A 15,588-nucleotide genomic window follows, 5' to 3' on the forward strand; every position below is an offset into this window, starting at 1 on the left:
ATATTTTCTAGAAAAGTTATTCTGAATGCATGAGCACTGCCGCATCACCCAAGCCGACCGCCGCCGAACTCGACCTGCTGCGCATCCTCTGGCGCCATGGCCCCTGCTCCGCACGCCAGGCGCATGAGGCACTGAGGCTGGACCGCCCCGAGATCAGCGAGGCCAATGTACTGCGCCAGCTGCAGCTGATGCATGGCAAGGGCCTGCTGACGCGCGACGAGGGCCAACGACCCCATGTCTACGCGGCCGCGCAGGCGCAGGACAAGCTGCAGAGCCAGCTGCTGAAGGACATGGCCTTCAAGCTGTTCGGCGGTTCCGGCAAGGCCCTGATCATGGCCGCGCTGCGCACCCAGGTCAGCGCCCAGGAGCGCGACGAGATCGCGCAGCTGCTGCAACAAGGCGAACATGGCGACAAGCCAGGCAAGGGGCGCCGTTCGTGAGCGGTACCCAGGCCTCCTGGCCCTTCTGGGCCCAGCTGCTCAGCGAGACCCTGCTGCAGCTGCTGTGGCAGCTGGGCCTGCTCGGCGCCCTGGTGGCCCTGCTGCTGTGGACGCTGCCGCAGCGCATCGGCGCACAGGGCCGCTATGCGCTGTGCGCCGCGGCGCTGTTGCTGAGCCTGCTGCTGGCCGGCCTGCAGCTGGGTTCGCGCTGGTCCGCCGCCGAGGCGCGCGCGCTGCCGGCCGCAGCGGCGGCGCTGCCCGACCCGGGGCATCGGCTGATCCCCGTTCAGCCCCGGGGCGGCGGCCTCGCGCCGGTCCATGAACACGACATCTGGCCCGCGCTGACGCCCTGGCGCCAGGGCCTGGCGCTGGCCTGGCTGGGCGGCATCGCGCTGATGGCCTTGCGCCTGCTGGGCGGCCTGGGCGCCATCGCCAATTGGCGCCGCGCGAGCCAGCCTGCTCCCGCGGCCTGGCAGCGCGAGCTGGACCGCTGGGCGCTCGAGATGGGCCTGCGCCTGCGCGTCGGCCTGCGCCTGCTGCCCGCCGGGCTGGATGCCGGCCGCGGCCCCTTCACCGTCGGCTGGTGGCGGCCGGTGGTGCTGGTGCCGGCCGCCCTGCTGAGCGGCCTGCCCGCGCCGCTGCTGGAGGCCCTGCTGGTGCATGAGCTGGCCCATGTGCGGCGCTGGGACTATCTGGCCAATCTGCTGCAGCGTCTGGTCGAGGTGCTGCTGTTCTTCCACCCGGTGGTCTGGTGGCTGTCGCACCGGATGCGGATCGAGCGCGAACTGGTCGCCGACGCGATCGCGGCGCGTCAGCTCGGCTCGGCCGAGCGCCTGGCCCGGGCCCTGCAGGCGCTGGCCGAGCTCCCCCAGCCGGCGCGCCCGCCGAGCCTGGCCGCCGCGGCCCAGGGCGGCGAGCTGGTGCAGCGCGTGCGCGCCCTGATGCGCCCCGCCCCGGGCCGGCCGCAGACCTGGGTCTCGCTGGCCTGCGTCCTGCTGCTGTCGAGCGCCGCCCTGCTGCTCTGGCTGCTGCCGCCGACGGGCCTGCGCCAGGCCCATGCCGCCGCCGAGCCGGCAAGACCCGGCCCCCGGCTGCCCGCCGATCTGGCGCTGGCCTCACGCCAGGTGCTGGTGATGGATGCCGACAGCGGCGTGGTGCTGCTGGCGCGCGATGCGCAGCAGCCGGTGCCGGTGGCCTCGATCAGCAAGCTGCTGACCGCCCTGGTGGTGCTGGAGGCCGCGCAGGATCTCGACGAGGACCTGCTGGTCACGCGCGAGGAGGTGCGCGGCAGTTCCTACAGCAGCGCGGCGCTGCGGGCCGGCCAGCGCCTGAGCCGCGCGAGCGCGCTGACCCTGATGCTGCAGGCCTCCGACAACCGGGCCGCCCTGCTGCTGGCGCGCCTGTACCCCGGCGGGCCGCAGGCCTTCGAGCGGGCCGCGCAGGAGAAGGCGCAGCGCCTGGGCCTGCGCAGCGCGTCCCTGCGCCACCCCAGCGGCGCGCCGGACAGCAACCGCGCCAGCGCCGTCGATGTGGCGCGGCTGCTGGAGGCGGCCCAGGCCGAGCCGCTGATCCGGCAGGCGGCCGGCAGCGCGCGCGCCCAGGTCCTGATCGATGGCCAGCCGCGCGAGACCCGCCACAGCAACCCGCTGGTCGGCGCGCCGGGCTGGCCCATCCTGCTGTCCAAGACCGGCGCGTCGGACAGCGCCGGCCGCTGCGTCGCGCTGCAACTGCGCGAGGGCGGGCGCCGCCTGAGCATCGTGCTGCTGGGCGCGCCGGACGCGGCCCAGCGCGAGGCCGACCTCAGCCGCATCCGCGACGCCCTGCAGGGCTGATCACCCCACTCACGGCATTCCCCCACACGCTGTTCATCCATCATCAGCCTCCTTGGAGGCCTGGTGCGTCGCGGCGTGTTCTCCACCACCACACTCAACGGACCATCATGACGATCCACTCCTTCCCCTCCCCGTCCCGCCGCCGGCTGCTGCAACAGGCCGGCGCCGCGGCCCTGCTGCTGGGCGGCCTGCCGCGTCCGGGCCTGGCCGCGACATCCGGGGCGACCGAGCATGCCCCCTTCGCCGACCTGGAGCGCCGCGCCGGTGGCCGGCTGGGCCTGGCCGTGATCGACAGCGCCGACGGCGCGACGATCGGCCATCGCAGCGGCGAGCGCTTCGCGCTGTGCTCCACCTTCAAGCTGCCGCTGGCCGCAATGATGCTGCAGGAGGCCGAGCGCGGCCGCCTGAAGCTCGACGAGCGCCTGCCCTATGGGCCGGCGGACATGGTCCCCCATGCCCCAATTACTGGCCAACACCTGGCAGAGGGATCGATGCGTATCGTCGACCTGGCCGAGGCCACGCAGACCACCAGCGACAACGTGGCGGCGAATCTGCTGCTGCGCCGCGTCGGCGGCCCGGCCGCGGTGACGGCCTGGCTGCGTGAGCTGGGCGATCAGGAGACCCGCCTGGACCGCTACGAGCCGGACATGAATGTCGTCGACGTGGTCGGCGCCGGCGAGCAGCGCGACACCAGCACGCCGCTGGCAATGGCCCGCAGCACCGGCCGCCTGCTGCACGGCGATGGGCTGAGCCCGGCCGCGCGCGAACGCCTGATCGGCTGGACGGTGGCCACCACCACCGGTCTGAAGCGCCTGCGCGCCGGCCTGCCCGCGGCCTGGAAGGCGGGCGACAAGACCGGCACCTTCACGGGTGACGGCCTGGCCGCCAAGTACAACGATGTCGCGATCGCCTGGCCGCCCGGCCGCCCGCCGCTGCTGATCGCCGCCTACTACGAGGGCCCGCGGCCGCAATGGCGCGAGCAGGACGAGGCGGTGCTGGCCCAGGCCGCGCGGCTGGCCGTCGCCTGGTGGCAGGCGCGCCAATGACCGCCGGCGGGCCGAGCTCATCGAAGCCGCCTAAACTTGCGCCCATGCAACCCAAGATCCTTATCTATTCCAAGTCCGCCTGCCCGCAATGCGACACGGCCAAGATGCTGCTCAAGGCCCGCTCGCTGGCCTACGAGGAGATCAAGATCGACGACGAAGCCGAGCGCAAGGCCTTCTACGAGAAATGCGGCCCGGCGGTGCGCCAGATGCCGCAGATCTTCATCAACGACCAGCGCGTCGGCGGCGTGGCCGGGCTGCAGGCGGCCTTCGCGCAGCTGGGTCTTTAGTAAGCACGGTCGACCGGGCCCGCATGGTGGGCCGCGATCACCTCGCGCAGGCTGGGTTCCGGAAAGCCGAGCGTGCGGGCCACCGGCAGCGGGGTGTGGTTCAGGAAGCGCGACCAGTCCTCCTGGCTGTCCCAGACCTCGACGACGCGCCAACCGCCCGGGCTCGGGCCGCAGGCATGAAAGCGCAGGCCCGCGGCCGGCTCGAAGCGCGCCAGCGCGATGCCCAGCGCCTCGTACTGGCGCTCGCTGAGCGCGGGGAACTCCAGCGTCGTGATCACGGCCGTCATGCCCGGGTCCTGCCTTTCACAAAGGCCACCAGGGTGCCGCGCGCGCCAGAAGTCCGCATGAACGAGCCGCATGGGAGATAGCTCCGGATGGATTTGAAGTTCAGCCATGTCGATGTGCTGGTCGAAGACCTGGCGCAGGCCTGCGACTACTACGCCCGGATCTTCCGGGCCCGGATCTCGCGCACCCAGGTCTGGGAGCGCAACGGTCTGCATGTGCTCTATGCGGTCGTGATGTTCGGCGCCGAGCGTTTCATGCTGGTACAGCCGATCGCCGGCAATCTGCGCGCGCTGCTCGACGCGCATGGCGAGGGCATGATCTACCGCCACTGCTACACGACGCCCGATATCGAGGCCGCCTACGACGAGCTGCTGGCCGCCGGCGTGCAGCCCGAGGACGAAAACGGCCGGCCGCTGGCGCGCGAGCAGCTGCAGTCGCCCAGCGGGGCACGCATCCTCTGGCTGCCCAAGCGCTTCGGGCATTTCTCGATCGAGCTGCTCGAGGAACGCGAGCTGGCGGCCTTCCTCGAACAGATCTTCGACAACGCCTAGCTCAGCCAGGGACTGGTCGGCAATCCCTCTGTGGCGCGTGGCGTTGCTTTGGGGCAAACCCTAGGGTAGATGGTGCGCCCAACGCACCGCTTGCTTGACGGCATCTCGGCCACCGCCAGAACCCCATGTGCTCCCATGACAGGGTCAGGTTTTGCGAATGCCCAGCGTTCTGCCCGGCATCAACCTTCCCATGTATCAGCCCCGGCATGCGGCATTTGTGCACACCTTTGGGGGTTCATGCGGAATTCATGCTCCCTTAAGATTCGCGCCTGCTTCGGACAAGAGACAACGGACATCGGGGAGATGAAGATGAAGTCCAAATGGCTGATCGCTGCGGCTTTGCTGGCTGCATCCACGGGGGTGCTGGCCCAAGTGCTGTTCAGCTACAACCCCGGTCCCTCGCGCGGCACCAAATGGATGGCCAAGGCCTCCGACGGCCAGAACGAGACCGCCGCGCCCGTCATCACCACCGCGCCGCGGCCGGTCTGGGCCCGCATCTGCTACACCATCGGCCCCTCCGACAGCTCGGTGACCCTCTACGCCCAGACGCGCAACGAAGAGGCCCAGACCTCCGAGATCAGCTGGGGCGGCTGCGCCGACGTGTTCGGCACCAGCATCTGGATCGGCAACCCGCACGGACAGGTCGTCGGCGGCTATTACGGCGTCGCACCGGCCACACCTCAGTAATTCAAACCAAGAGTCCTCACATGTTCCCGATCCGGTCCGGCGTCGCATGCCCGGGCCGTGTTCCCGTTAGCTGTACTCATCCCCTTTTTTCTCTCTCTCGACGACAACCCCTGGAGGAATGAAACCATGCCCGCTGCTTCTGCATCATCCCCTGCCCGCATGGCAATGAAGTCGGTCCTGCTGCTCTCGCCGCTGCTGCTGGCCGGCTGCCTGGCCACCGCGCCGACGATGGGCGAAAACAAGGGCACCGTGTCCGGTGCCGCGGGCGGCGCCCAGGCCGAGAACCAGAACAGCAAGCTGGAGCAATGCGAGGAAAGCCTGGGCACGCTGGCCCTGCATGAGGACCAGGCGGCGCCCTGGTGGGCGCAGCTGCGCGAGCGCCAGCTCGGTTCCACCATCCCGGTGCTGCGCCTGATGATCCAGCAGAGCAACTGCTTCGTCATCGTCGAGCGCGGCAAGGCCTTCGCCAATATGGAGCGCGAGCGCGCGCTGATGCAGTCGGGCGAGGTGCGCGGTGGCAGCAACTTCGGCCAGGGCCAGATGGTTGCGGCCGACTACACGATGAGCCCCGAGATCCAGTTCTCCGCCAAGACCGGCGGCGGCGGTGGCGGCTTTGGCACCGGCGCGATCGGCATCCTGACGGCCGTCGCCGCCAGCGTGAACCAGAACGAGGCGGCCACCACCCTGATCCTGGTCGACAACCGCTCGGGCGTGCAGATCTCCGCCGCCGAGGGCACGGCCAAGAACTTCGACTTCGGCATCCTGGGTGCCAGCTTCGGCGGCAGCGGCGCGATCGGCGGCGGTGCCTATGCCAAGACCCCGCAGGGCAAGGTCATCGTCGCGGCCTTTGCCGACTCCTACAACCAGATGGTCAAGGCGCTGCGCAACTACAAGGCGCAGACCGTCAAGGGCGGCCTGGGCACCGGCGGCCGCCTCGGCGTGCAGGGCGGCTCCACCGCAGCCTCGAAGGAAGTCGACCAGCAGGCCGCACCGAAGCCCGCAGCCGCCAAGCCGGCCCCGGCACCGCGTCCGGCCGCCAAGCCTGCGGCGAAGCCGGCTGCCAAGCCTGCGGCGGCGGCTCCGGCTGGTGCGACCTCGGGCGCCAAGTAATAGGTAAGTAAGGGCCGTGGCCGGCGTTGGCCGGTCGCATGGCTACTGCGCCCGGGAGACCGGGCTCGACCAACAAACCGGCTTAGGCCGGTTTGTTTTTTTGTCCCTAGGCATGTTTTCACTGCGATGAGTCGGCGACCGCGGCTCAGCTCGGCACGGGCTTCTGCTCTAGGCTGAACTGAGTCACTCGATGCTCACACCCTGAGCGGCGGCGGCCTTCATCACCGGTCATTCGATGTTCCAGGAAAGGTACGACCGCACGACAACCGACAGGGAACATTGGCCAGCCTCGATACTTGGCGCTTTGCTCCCCGTTTCGGCATTGTGTTTGTCCTTCGATGCACCCAGAAGCTCCTCGACAGGCTCAACGCCAAGCCTGATCCGGAACCGTCGTCCCCGGACACAGTCCTTGGCGACTGGTACGCCAATCTGATTCGCGTTGGCCGAATTCAGGTTGTGCTCGCGGTCAGCGAGCGAAGCTTGCTTCCTTTAGTGGTGCCGGCGCGGGATGGCCGAGCCCTCGTTCAGCGGCTCAGCGAGACCGTCGAACCCATGCTGACCGCCATCGGTATCCCCGGTAACGATGCGACAGCCGAGCGCAATGCTATGCAACATTGGGCCGTGGGAAAAACAGCAAACCGCCGCGTCCTGGGATCGCTCAACGACTTGGCATTTCAGCTCCAAGTCGGGCTGCTCCACTTCCCGGATCGAACGTTGCTGGAGCAATCGCTCTGGTTGTCTAAGACGCCGCTGAAGGTCATCGACGGTGCCCCCGACCAGGCCACGTTGGCCGCCTTCGTTGCTCATCGGGCGCTGCAGGCGTTCACCGGCCGATGACCGCTTCACGCTGAAGCGAGCGGCAGCCCGCGACCCATCGGCGACATTCGCCTCGCGCAATTGGGCGCCGAAAATCTGACATTCGAACGGCCGACAGCCGCCTACAAGCTTCGAGCCGTTGCTGTCCAAGAGTCGCCGAGTTCGCCGTTCAGAAACGAGGTGAACCGCCCCGGCAATCGCGGAGGCTCGATGGTTTAAGCCAAGCTCAGCTTTGCCTCGCAGTGCGGCCAGTCATCCCTGCGCCGGTCGCTTGATCGAATGTCGGCTTGCCGATGGCAAGCGTGAGCAGGCCTGCCGGCCACGACCGGCTCCTGACGCTGCCAAGCAGTCTGTTGAAGAACGTCGCGAGGGCGCCCAACTGCGAAACGTACAGATGGGCGACAGCCACAGCAAATCTTCACCCCCTAAGCCATCTCCCCAAGCGATACGACAACACCCTCGTCCTCCGCAACCCGGAGGATGGGACCGCCGCGGACACATGCGCCAATGGCGTCCGACCGGCGGGCCGCGCGTGACCCGTCGGCCCCTTCTTCTTCGCCGTACCTCACGCGCCATCAGGGAGATTTCGCATGAACAAACCGCTTGAAGCCCGCCTCCTGGCCCCCGACCATGAGGGCGATCTCGGGCCCTCGTCCCAGGAGGGCGCGCAGACCGAGTACGAGAGCCTGCCGGGGCTGAACTTCAATGTCGCCGATCCGCATGCCGAGGCCCGCAGCGGCGACGGGCGCGGCGAGGCCGCCGGCACCGAACACGAAGGCGCCGTCGGCGGCAGCGAGTCCGCTGCGCTCGGCAGCCGCGCGCTGCTGGACCCGCTGGGCGGCAGCTATGAGCTGCGCGAATCGGGCCAGCTGCAGCCCGAGGTCATCATCGGCACCGACGACCGGGTGCGCGTCGGTGCCACCGGCAGCTACCCCTGGCGCGCGATCTGCGCGCTGCGCATCACCGCCGCGAACGGCCGGCAGTACATCGGCACCGGCTGGTTCATCAGCCCGCGCACCGTGATCACCGCCGGCCATTGCGTCTTCATGCACAACGAGGGCGGCTGGGCGCGCTCGATCGAGGTCATCCCCGGCCTGAACGACGCGAGCCGCCCCTTCGGCAGCGCCTCCAGCGGCAATCTGCGCAGCGTCACCGGCTGGACCCAGTCGCGCAACCGCGAGTTCGACTATGGCGCCATCATCCTGCCCGCCAATGCGCGACTGGGCGAACGCACCGGCTGGTTCGGCCTGGCGGTGCGCGACGACGCCTTCCTGCGCGCCGCCAACCTGAACCTCTCCGGCTACCCCGGCGACAAGGGCGGCAGCCAGCAATGGTTCATGGCCCAGCGCACCAAGAGCCTGTCGGCGCGCGTCATCACCTACGACATCGACACGATGGGTGGCCAGAGCGGCTCGCCGGTCTGGGTGCTGCAGAACGGCCAGCGCTACGGCGTCGGCGTGCACACCAACGGCCATGGCTCGGGCAACTCCGCCACCCGCATCGAGACCAATGTGTACAACCGCATGGTCGCGTGGAAGAACGAGGGGCAGTGAGACTCTCTAGCTAACAAACGAGCAAGGACCGGGGCGATGGAGCTGCAGCTGCTGCGCGCCGACGGCTCACCCGCCGCCGACGCGCTGGTGAGCCTGAGCGATGCCCCGGTGCCGATGCCGGACCTGGCCGCGGTCGCCGATGCCGCCGGCCGGGTCTCGCTGGAGCTGCCGCCGCTGCCGGGCCGCTTCGTCTTCAACGTCTGGCTGGATGGCCGCAGCCATGAGCTGCCCTGCCATCTGGCCACGCCCGTCGACCGCCTGGTGCTGCGCCTACCGGGCTGACGACAAGCCCGTGCCGAGCAGGCCGTCCCAGTACAGCGCGCAGCCGCGCAGCACCAGCTCCGTCTGGATGCGCTGCGCGAAGCGCATCGCCGGCCCGTAGATGGTCTCGTCGGGGATCTCGCTGATCAGGGTGAAGGGCACCGTCGAGCGGCTGTCCTCGTTGACCAGGCAGGGAATGCCGTTCAGCAGTGGGTAGGTCCATTCACCGCCATGGGCGCGCCACAGGCGCTGCTGGCGCTCGTTGAACTCGCGCAGCTCGGCATCCTCGGCCAGTTGTGCCGTCAGCGCGCGCAGAAAGGGCAGGCCGTCGCGGCCCGGGTGCTGGCGCAGGATCAGGAAGAAGCCCTTGGGCAGAGCCCAGTCCTCGGCGCGCGGCGGCAGGTAGCCCGAGAAGGGCCGCGTCCATTCATGCGCCGGATAGCCATGCAGGCTGAAATGCAGGCCGGCGCCGGTCAGCGCGATCGCGCGCAGCCGCGCCGCCTTCTCGCCCAGCCGCGTCGCATCGTCCAGGTTGTCGCGCGCCTCCAGATCGTCGCCCAGCGCGGTGAAGCGCGCCGCATGGGCCATATGGCGCGGATGGTCGCGGCTGAGCCGGTGGTGCAGCGCCGCGCCGTCCGGGTTCTCCAGCGCCACCAGCGCGTAATGGGCCTCCGGCTCGCCGCGCTGCAGAGCCTCGGCCGCGCGCAGCGCGCCGATCACGCCCGAGCTCTCGTTGCCATGCTGGCCGGCGCTGATCACCACGCCGGGCTTCGCGCCGCGCCGGTGCAGCAGCGTCACCGGCCGGCCCTGGTGCGAGCGGAACTCGTGGCGCTCGCCCGGCAGCGCGGCCAGCAGGGTCTGCACCTGCTCCGGATGCAGCGGCGCCTCCAGCTCGGCCAGGCTGCGCGGCAGCGGGGTCGGCGGCAGCGGCGCGGGCGGATCGTCGGCGCCGGCCAGGCGCAGGCGCAGCCGGCTGGCACCGCTGCTGGGGCGCAGCAGCGGCACGATCTGGCCCGGCCGCAGGCGGCGGTCGCCCGGGGACCGGCCGGCGCGGCGCTGGAAGAACTCCAGCAGCGAGAAGTACAGGTCCTCATGCAGGGCCTCGCGGGTGCTGATCAACTCCTGACCCCAGTCCAGCGGCCGTTCGATGCCGCCGGTCTCGATCTCGATCAGCAGGCGTTCGAAGTAGGGTTCCTCGGCCGGCCAGTCGCGTGCGGCCACCGCGGCCAGCACCGCGTCAAACAGCGCGCGGTAGTCGCTGTGCAGCGCGCCCTCCTCCAGCCGGCCGCCGCCCGCCGGCCACCAGCGCAACCAGGCGGTCGGCGCGCCCTGCGCGTCGATCGGCAGGAACAGCTCGAGCGGCGCGCCCTCGTCCCGCGTGATCCGCACCCGCCCCGGCGCCAGTGCCGCATCCGTCACGAAGTCCAGGCGCTCCGCGCGCGACAGCAGCCCGGCCAGCGGATAGGCCTCGGCGCGCAGACGCTGCAGCTGAGCCGGCGGCGTGGCGATCTCCACCCGCCGCGCCGCCAGCCCCAGCTCCTCCAGGAAATGATGCAGCAGCGGCTTGTAGGCGCTGCGCAGCTCGGCATTGATGCCCAGCCGCGCCAGCCGCTGCTCGGCCGCGCGCCGCGCCCCCTGGTCCTCGAACAGCCAGGCCTCCAGCCGGCGCGGCTTCTCGCGCGCGGCGCGCTCCAGCAGCTGCTCCAGGGTGCGCGGCAGCTCCAGTTCGAGCAGGGTGGCGGGCGCGAAGCTCATGCCGGCTCCAGCGCCCGGGTGTCGGCGAAGAACTGCTGCTCCAACGCGCGGATGCGCTGCGTGTCCTGCTCCAAGGTCTCCAGCCGCGGATGGAACAGGCCCACCATGCCCAGCGCGGTCTTCAGGTCGGTGGTCGGCTGCAGCAGGTCGCCCGGCTTGACCCATTGCTTGGTGCTGACGAAGGACGGCAGCGCGGCGATCTCGGACCAGATGAAGTCGCGTGCCAGCCGGCCGCCGCGTGGCGCCACCAGCAGCAAATGGCCGCAATGGCCGCGGAACTCCGGCGCCTCCTGCAGCCGGCGCTCGAAGCCGGCCGGGTTCAGGAAGGTCTCGACCGTCGCGCTGACATGGTTCTCGCCGCTGACCGCGGTGGTCAGGCGCGGATCCAGGCTGCCATGCATGCGCGCGTTCAGCTCGATCAGGCTCGGGCCCTCCGGCGTGTCCATGATCTCCAGATGGCTGGCGCCATAGCGCAGCTCCAGCGCGTCCAGTACCGCGAAGGCGTAGTCGATCAGCGCGCGGTAGCGCGACTCGCGGTGGTCCACCACCAGCATATGCTCGAGCCGCGGCGCGGCGCGGCGGTCGCGCTCGACCTGCCACAGGCTGACCAGCCGGTGCCGGCCCTCGAAGCTGACCGAGTCGACGATGTATTCCTGGCCCTGGCTGCAGCGCTGCACCAGCACGCCCTCGTTGCGGTCCTCGTAGAAAGACAGGCCATCCAGCACCGCCGCGGCGGCCTCGCGCACCTCCTCCTCGCTGCGGCAGATGCGCACGCCGCGCACGCCGGCGCTGCGCGTCGGCTTCAGCACCACCGGCAGGCGCGGCCGCGCCCAGTCCAGCGCCTCCTCCACCGTGCGGGCCAGCAGCTGCTCCGGCGCGCGCAGCCCGGCGCGGCGCACCGCCTCGGTCATCAACTCCTTGTCGCGCCGCGCGGCCGAGCTGGCCAGCGGGTTGCGCCAGGGCAGGTCCAGCGCCTCGCCCAGGCGATCCACCAGCTCCAGCGCGCTGTCGAAGCCATGCAGGATCAGGCCAATGCCCAACGGCCGCAGCGCCGCCAGGGTGGCATCGAAGTCGCCCTCATGCACCAGGCATTGCTGGTAGTCGGCGCGCTGCAGCTGCTCGACATGCTGGCGCGGCAGATTCGGGCTGCTCAGCAGATGGACGCAGCGCAGGCCGTAGCTGCGCAGGGCCGGCGCCAGGTAGGCGGCGGTCGAGAAGCCGTCGACGATCAGGACGGTCTCCAGGGGTTTGTATCCAACAGCGGTCATGCGGGTTCCAGCGTGAGATAGAGATAAGCGCGGCGTTCGCGCGAGGCGATGCGCTGCGGCCCCAGGCGCAGGCGCAGCCCGGGCAGCTGCAGCTGCTGCGGCGCGGCGCAGTCCCAGCCCTCGGGGTCGCCTTCCAGCAGGAAGTCCACCCGCGCATAGGCGCGCGGCGCGCGGCGCGCCGGCGCTGCGGGCAAGACCTGGCCCTGCAGCTTGGCCAGCAGCGCCTCGACCAGGTCGAAGCCATAGGCATCGCGCACCAGCTCGCAGATGAAGCTGCCGGCGATGCGCGGATTGATGTCGATGATGTGGGGCCGCTCGCCCACCAGGATCACGTCCAGGTGCAGCGGCCCCCAGCCCAGGCCGGCGGCCGCCGCGGCTCGCTCCGCCGCTTCGGCCAGCGCGTCCAGCAGGGCCGGCGCCAGGTCCAGCTCGGCGCTGTAGCCGCGCTCGACGAAGTCCTCGCCATGGCGCTTGAGCTTGCGCAGCGCGCCGACATAGCGGCCGTCGAACAGCTCGACGCAGTATTCCGGCCCGGTCAGGAACTCCTCGACCAGGGCAGTGCCGGACAGCGACCAGCGCCGCTCGCCGACGAAGTCCGCCGCCAACAGCGCCAGCTGCGCCAGCGCCTCCTCGGCATCGGCGCAGCGCCGCACGCCCAGGCTGGAGATGCCCTCGGCCGGCTTCACCACCACCGGATAGCGCAGCCCCGCCAGCGCCGCGCGGCGCGCGGCCGCATCGGCCCCGGCCGGGATCTCGACGGCCGCGCCGACCGGCAGGCCGGCCTCGCGCAGCCGGCGCTTCTGCGCCGCCTTGTCGGCCACCGCCTCGATCGCCGCCGGGTCCGGGCCGGGCAGGCCCAGGGTCGCGGCCGCGGCGGCGGACTGGCGCGCGTACTTGTCGTTCGCGTTCGCCAGCAGCAGCGGCGCGCCGGCGGCGTGATGGCGCAGTTGCGCCAGCAGCGCCTCATGCGTCGGCGCGATGTCCAGCACCTCGACCGCGGGATCGAAGGCGCCGCGCAGCCCGTCCTGCGGCCGGCCCAGCAGCAGCACCCGCCAGCCGCGCGCCAGCGCGCTGCGCGCCAGGGTCTGGCTGGTGCCGGTCGGGATCGCGCCGATCAGCGCCAGGCAATGGGGGCCCGCGCTCATCTGGCGCCTCCCAGCCCGCGGCTCAGCACCAGGCAGGCCAGCAGCAGCAGAGTGGCATAAGCGAAGGCCGTCCCCGCGCCCCGCCCCGCCCCGGCCATCAAGGCGCCCAGGGTCGCGACGCCCAGCGCCGCGCCGAGCTGGCGCGCGGTGTTGAACACCGCCGACACCGCGCCATAGCGCCCGGCATCGGCCTGGCCCAGCAGATGCGAGGTCAGGGCCGGGATCGTCAGCCCGCCGCCGAAGGGCATCAGCAGCAGGGCCGGCAGCAGCCACAGATAGGGCGGCTGCGGCAGCCACAGCAGCAGCGCCGCGGCATAGAGATAGCCGGCCGCCGTCAGCGCCAGGCCCAGGCGCACCGGCCACAGCGCGCCGCGCCGCGCCGCCAGCCGGCCGCTGGCCACATTGCCCAGCATCACGACCACGAAGGGCAAGAGCGCCAGCCCGGCCTGTAGCGCGCTGTAGCCGCGCTCGCGCTGGAAGTAATGGCTCAGCACGAAGATCAGGCCGTAGAAGGCCAGATTGGTCAGCAGGCCCAGCGCCAGGCTGAGCGAGATCGCCGGCCGCGCCAGCAGCGGCAGCGGCAGCACCGGGGCCGCCGCGCGGCGCTGCGAGCGCCAGAAGCCGATGCCGGCGATCAGGGCCAGCGCCAGGCCGACCAGCACCAGCGGATCGCCCAGGCCGCGCGCGCCGGCCTCCAGCAGCGAAGCGGTCAGGGCCGCGAACAGCAGCAGCGCCCAGGCGTTGCCGGCCAGGTCCAGCGGACGCTCGCTCTGGCGCGGCGTCTCGGCCACATGGCGGCGGCTCAGGAACAGGCCCAGCGCGCAGATCGGCAGATTGATCCAGAAGATCGAGGGCCAGTCCCAGCGCAGCAGCAGCGCGCCGCCCAGGGCCGGGCCGGCCGCGCTGACCAGGCCGCCGACGGAGCTCCACAGCCCGATCGCGCGCGCGCGCAGCGCCGCGTCGCCGGCGCTGGCATGGCTGATCAGGGCCAGCGAGCCCGGTAGCAGCAAGGCGGCGGCCAGGCCCTGCAGCGCCCGCCCGGCCACCAGCGCGCCGATGCCCGGCGCCAGCGCGCAGGCCGCCGAGGCCAGTGCGAACAGCGCCAGCCCGGCCTCGAAGACGCGCCGGCTGCCATAGCGGTCGCCCAGGGCGCCGCCGCTGAGCATCAGGCTGGCCAGCGCCAGGGTGTAGGCGTCGACCACCCATTGCTGCAGATGTACCTGCCCCGCCCCGCCGCCCAGCGCGGCGCCGATGCTGGGCAGCGCGACATTGACGATGGTGACGTCCAGCAGCACGACCACGAAGCCGCAGCTGGAGGCCAGCAGGGTCAGCCACAGCCCGGCCGGCAGGCCTTCGCGCTCGGCCGTCCAGGTTCCGGAGGACACGCTCATGCGGCGCGCTCCTCGATCAGGCTGGCGCGGTTCGCGGCCGGCCGCGGCGCCAGCGCCTCGGGCAGCAGGCGCGGGTCGAACACCCGCTCGCTGCGCCGGCCGAAGGCGCGGAAGTTCCACAGGCTGGTGCTGACGAAGATGCGCTGCAGCCAGCGGTGCGCGCGCCCCTGCGCGTCGAAGCTGGGCGCAAAGCGGTCGCGCGAATGCAGCGCGAAGCGGTTGTTGATGAAGACCAGGCGGCCGGGCTGGATCGCGATGCCCTCCGACACCGCGCGCACCTCGCGGTACAGATTGTCCAGCGCCTGGCGCGCGCGGGCGTTCACCGGCAGCACCATGTCCGGGTAGAAGGCCACCGTGACCCGCGGCAGCTCCAGCGGGCCGGAGACGATCGGGCACAGCTCGGTGTTGTCGCGCGGCGTCGGCGTCGCGCCGCGCCAGCGGTAGGGCACGCGGATGATGTAGTGGCGGCCGTAGAGCTGCTCCAGGTCCTCATCGCTCAGCCGCGCCAGCGCCAGCCGCGCGTCGGACACCCGGGTCAGCGGGCCGGCCCCGTCCGGCGCGCCGCGCAGGCCCAGCAGCAGCAGCGCCAGCGGCGAGGTGTCGCCCTCCTGCATGAAGGCCTGGGCGGCGTTCTCGATATGGAAGTCCAGCTCCACCTCGGAACCCAGGCCGGTGTACTCCTGCGCGTTCTCCTTGTGCGGCACCAGGTTGTTGACCAGCTCGCGACCCTCGTGCGAGATCGAATAGGGCTCGGCGATGGTCGCGCCCAGCGCGACCAGCAGGTTCTCGCTCAGCACCCCGTCCTTGAACTGGCGGCCGGTCTCGCTGAACTGCGGGCTGCCATGGATGCCGGTGTCGATCGGCAGGCCGTCCAGCACCAGATAGGGATGGGCGGCGCCGTTGGAGGATTTGATCACCTCCAGCAGGCGCACCAGCCGCTCCGGGAAGCGCGCGTAGACCGCGCGGCGCAGCGCCCCGATATAGGCCGCGCCGCCGGCCGGGTCGTACTCGATGCCGCGCAGCGCGAGGCGGATCTCGTCCGCCTCGGCCGGACTGAGCTCGAAGCGAAGATGGTTCTGTGAGTTCTGAGAGTTTTGAGACAAGGGACCTCCTGTGCGTGATGACACGCCATGTGATGACAAGCGATGGGCGCCAGCCTAG

The 15,588-nt window shown here is 71.1% G+C and carries 16 protein-coding genes; 10 read left to right on the forward strand and 6 right to left on the reverse strand.

All coding sequences use genetic code 11. The features are described from left to right. Window positions 1-29: 29 nt before the first annotated feature. The 4 genes from G8A07_RS15000 to G8A07_RS15015 all read left to right on the forward strand — a co-directional run bounded on the left by G8A07_RS15000 (window position 30) and on the right by G8A07_RS15015 (window position 3,605). Window positions 30-440, forward strand: coding sequence for a BlaI/MecI/CopY family transcriptional regulator (locus tag G8A07_RS15000; protein WP_195792842.1), 411 nt, complete (start codon window positions 30-32; stop codon window positions 438-440). Then, entirely contained in the window at window positions 437-2,272 is a 1,836-nt protein-coding gene (locus tag G8A07_RS15005; protein WP_195792843.1) for a M56 family metallopeptidase, read from the forward strand. The genes G8A07_RS15000 and G8A07_RS15005 overlap by 4 nt, the downstream gene beginning before the upstream one ends. A 107-nt stretch (window positions 2,273-2,379) precedes the next feature. Further along, complete coding sequence (gene bla / locus G8A07_RS15010) at window positions 2,380-3,318, forward strand: class A beta-lactamase (protein ID WP_195792844.1); 939 nt, start codon at window positions 2,380-2,382, stop codon at window positions 3,316-3,318. 44 nt (window positions 3,319-3,362) lie between these two features. Continuing rightward, complete coding sequence (locus G8A07_RS15015; RefSeq protein ID WP_195792845.1) at window positions 3,363-3,605, forward strand: glutaredoxin domain-containing protein; 243 nt, start codon at window positions 3,363-3,365, stop codon at window positions 3,603-3,605. On the opposite strand, the gene G8A07_RS15020 is transcribed toward G8A07_RS15015, so the two are convergent. After that, window positions 3,602-3,892 (reverse strand): hypothetical protein, encoded by a 291-nt coding sequence (locus G8A07_RS15020; protein ID WP_195792846.1) that lies wholly within the window; start codon window positions 3,890-3,892, stop codon window positions 3,602-3,604. The two genes, G8A07_RS15015 and G8A07_RS15020, sit on opposite strands and share 4 nt — an antisense overlap. An 87-nt stretch (window positions 3,893-3,979) precedes the next feature. Between G8A07_RS15020 and G8A07_RS15025 the strand changes: the two genes are divergently transcribed. From G8A07_RS15025 to G8A07_RS15050, 6 genes are all read left to right on the forward strand, one after another. Then, window positions 3,980-4,441 (forward strand): VOC family protein, encoded by a 462-nt coding sequence (locus G8A07_RS15025; protein WP_195792847.1) that lies wholly within the window; start codon window positions 3,980-3,982, stop codon window positions 4,439-4,441. Window positions 4,442-4,744: 303 nt separating this feature from the next. Further along, window positions 4,745-5,128, forward strand: a complete 384-nt coding sequence (locus G8A07_RS15030) for a hypothetical protein (RefSeq protein ID WP_195792848.1) — start codon at window positions 4,745-4,747, stop codon at window positions 5,126-5,128. A 126-nt stretch (window positions 5,129-5,254) separates the two neighbouring features. Further along, window positions 5,255-6,238, forward strand: a complete 984-nt coding sequence (locus G8A07_RS15035; protein ID WP_249937006.1) for a CsgG/HfaB family protein — start codon at window positions 5,255-5,257, stop codon at window positions 6,236-6,238. Window positions 6,239-6,517: 279 nt separating this feature from the next. Continuing rightward, complete coding sequence (locus G8A07_RS15040) at window positions 6,518-7,075, forward strand: hypothetical protein (RefSeq protein ID WP_195792849.1); 558 nt, start codon at window positions 6,518-6,520, stop codon at window positions 7,073-7,075. A 569-nt stretch (window positions 7,076-7,644) separates the two neighbouring features. Further along, window positions 7,645-8,607, forward strand: a complete 963-nt coding sequence (locus G8A07_RS15045; protein WP_195792850.1) for a serine protease — start codon at window positions 7,645-7,647, stop codon at window positions 8,605-8,607. 36 nt (window positions 8,608-8,643) lie between these two features. After that, window positions 8,644-8,889, forward strand: a complete 246-nt coding sequence (locus tag G8A07_RS15050; protein ID WP_195792851.1) for a hypothetical protein — start codon at window positions 8,644-8,646, stop codon at window positions 8,887-8,889. On the opposite strand, the gene G8A07_RS15055 is transcribed toward G8A07_RS15050, so the two are convergent. Genes G8A07_RS15055 through G8A07_RS15075 form a run of 5 tightly spaced genes read right to left on the reverse strand, consistent with a single transcriptional unit; the run spans window position 8,878 to window position 15,530 of the window. Continuing rightward, entirely contained in the window at window positions 8,878-10,623 is a 1,746-nt protein-coding gene (locus G8A07_RS15055) for a succinylglutamate desuccinylase/aspartoacylase family protein (RefSeq protein WP_195792852.1), read from the reverse strand. The two genes, G8A07_RS15050 and G8A07_RS15055, sit on opposite strands and share 12 nt — an antisense overlap. Continuing rightward, window positions 10,620-11,891: an ATP-grasp domain-containing protein gene (locus G8A07_RS15060; protein WP_195792853.1), complete on the reverse strand. Its 1,272-nt coding sequence runs from the start codon at window positions 11,889-11,891 to the stop codon at window positions 10,620-10,622. Before G8A07_RS15060 ends, G8A07_RS15055 begins: the two co-directional genes overlap by 4 nt. Beyond that, window positions 11,888-13,036, reverse strand: coding sequence for an ATP-grasp domain-containing protein (locus tag G8A07_RS15065; RefSeq protein ID WP_195792854.1), 1,149 nt, complete (start codon window positions 13,034-13,036; stop codon window positions 11,888-11,890). Before G8A07_RS15065 ends, G8A07_RS15060 begins: the two co-directional genes overlap by 4 nt. Further along, window positions 13,033-14,427 carry an MFS transporter gene (locus tag G8A07_RS15070; protein ID WP_195792855.1) on the reverse strand — a complete coding sequence of 465 codons (1,395 nt, stop codon included), beginning with the start codon at window positions 14,425-14,427 and terminating at the stop codon, window positions 13,033-13,035. Before G8A07_RS15070 ends, G8A07_RS15065 begins: the two co-directional genes overlap by 4 nt. After that, window positions 14,424-15,530 carry a TauD/TfdA family dioxygenase gene (locus G8A07_RS15075; RefSeq protein ID WP_195792856.1) on the reverse strand — a complete coding sequence of 369 codons (1,107 nt, stop codon included), beginning with the start codon at window positions 15,528-15,530 and terminating at the stop codon, window positions 14,424-14,426. The genes G8A07_RS15070 and G8A07_RS15075 overlap by 4 nt, the downstream gene beginning before the upstream one ends. Window positions 15,531-15,588 lie beyond the last annotated feature (58 nt).

The organism is Roseateles sp. DAIF2 (genome assembly GCF_015624425.1).
Lineage (GTDB): Bacteria > Pseudomonadota > Gammaproteobacteria > Burkholderiales > Burkholderiaceae_C > Kinneretia.

Coding starts and splice junctions, on each gene's coding strand:
- G8A07_RS15020 (WP_195792846.1), bottom strand. CDS start 3,892: ATGACGGCCGTGATCACGACGCTGGAGTTCCCCGCGCTCAGCGAGCGC.
- G8A07_RS15000 (WP_195792842.1), top strand. CDS start 30: ATGAGCACTGCCGCATCACCCAAGCCGACCGCCGCCGAACTCGACCTG.
- G8A07_RS15030 (WP_195792848.1), top strand. CDS start 4,745: ATGAAGATGAAGTCCAAATGGCTGATCGCTGCGGCTTTGCTGGCTGCA.
- G8A07_RS15045 (WP_195792850.1), top strand. CDS start 7,645: ATGAACAAACCGCTTGAAGCCCGCCTCCTGGCCCCCGACCATGAGGGC.
- G8A07_RS15035 (WP_249937006.1), top strand. CDS start 5,255: ATGCCCGCTGCTTCTGCATCATCCCCTGCCCGCATGGCAATGAAGTCG.
- G8A07_RS15025 (WP_195792847.1), top strand. CDS start 3,980: ATGGATTTGAAGTTCAGCCATGTCGATGTGCTGGTCGAAGACCTGGCG.
- G8A07_RS15060 (WP_195792853.1), bottom strand. CDS start 11,891: ATGACCGCTGTTGGATACAAACCCCTGGAGACCGTCCTGATCGTCGAC.
- G8A07_RS15050 (WP_195792851.1), top strand. CDS start 8,644: ATGGAGCTGCAGCTGCTGCGCGCCGACGGCTCACCCGCCGCCGACGCG.
- G8A07_RS15015 (WP_195792845.1), top strand. CDS start 3,363: ATGCAACCCAAGATCCTTATCTATTCCAAGTCCGCCTGCCCGCAATGC.
- G8A07_RS15055 (WP_195792852.1), bottom strand. CDS start 10,623: ATGAGCTTCGCGCCCGCCACCCTGCTCGAACTGGAGCTGCCGCGCACC.
- G8A07_RS15070 (WP_195792855.1), bottom strand. CDS start 14,427: ATGAGCGTGTCCTCCGGAACCTGGACGGCCGAGCGCGAAGGCCTGCCG.
- G8A07_RS15065 (WP_195792854.1), bottom strand. CDS start 13,036: ATGAGCGCGGGCCCCCATTGCCTGGCGCTGATCGGCGCGATCCCGACC.
- bla (WP_195792844.1), top strand. CDS start 2,380: ATGACGATCCACTCCTTCCCCTCCCCGTCCCGCCGCCGGCTGCTGCAA.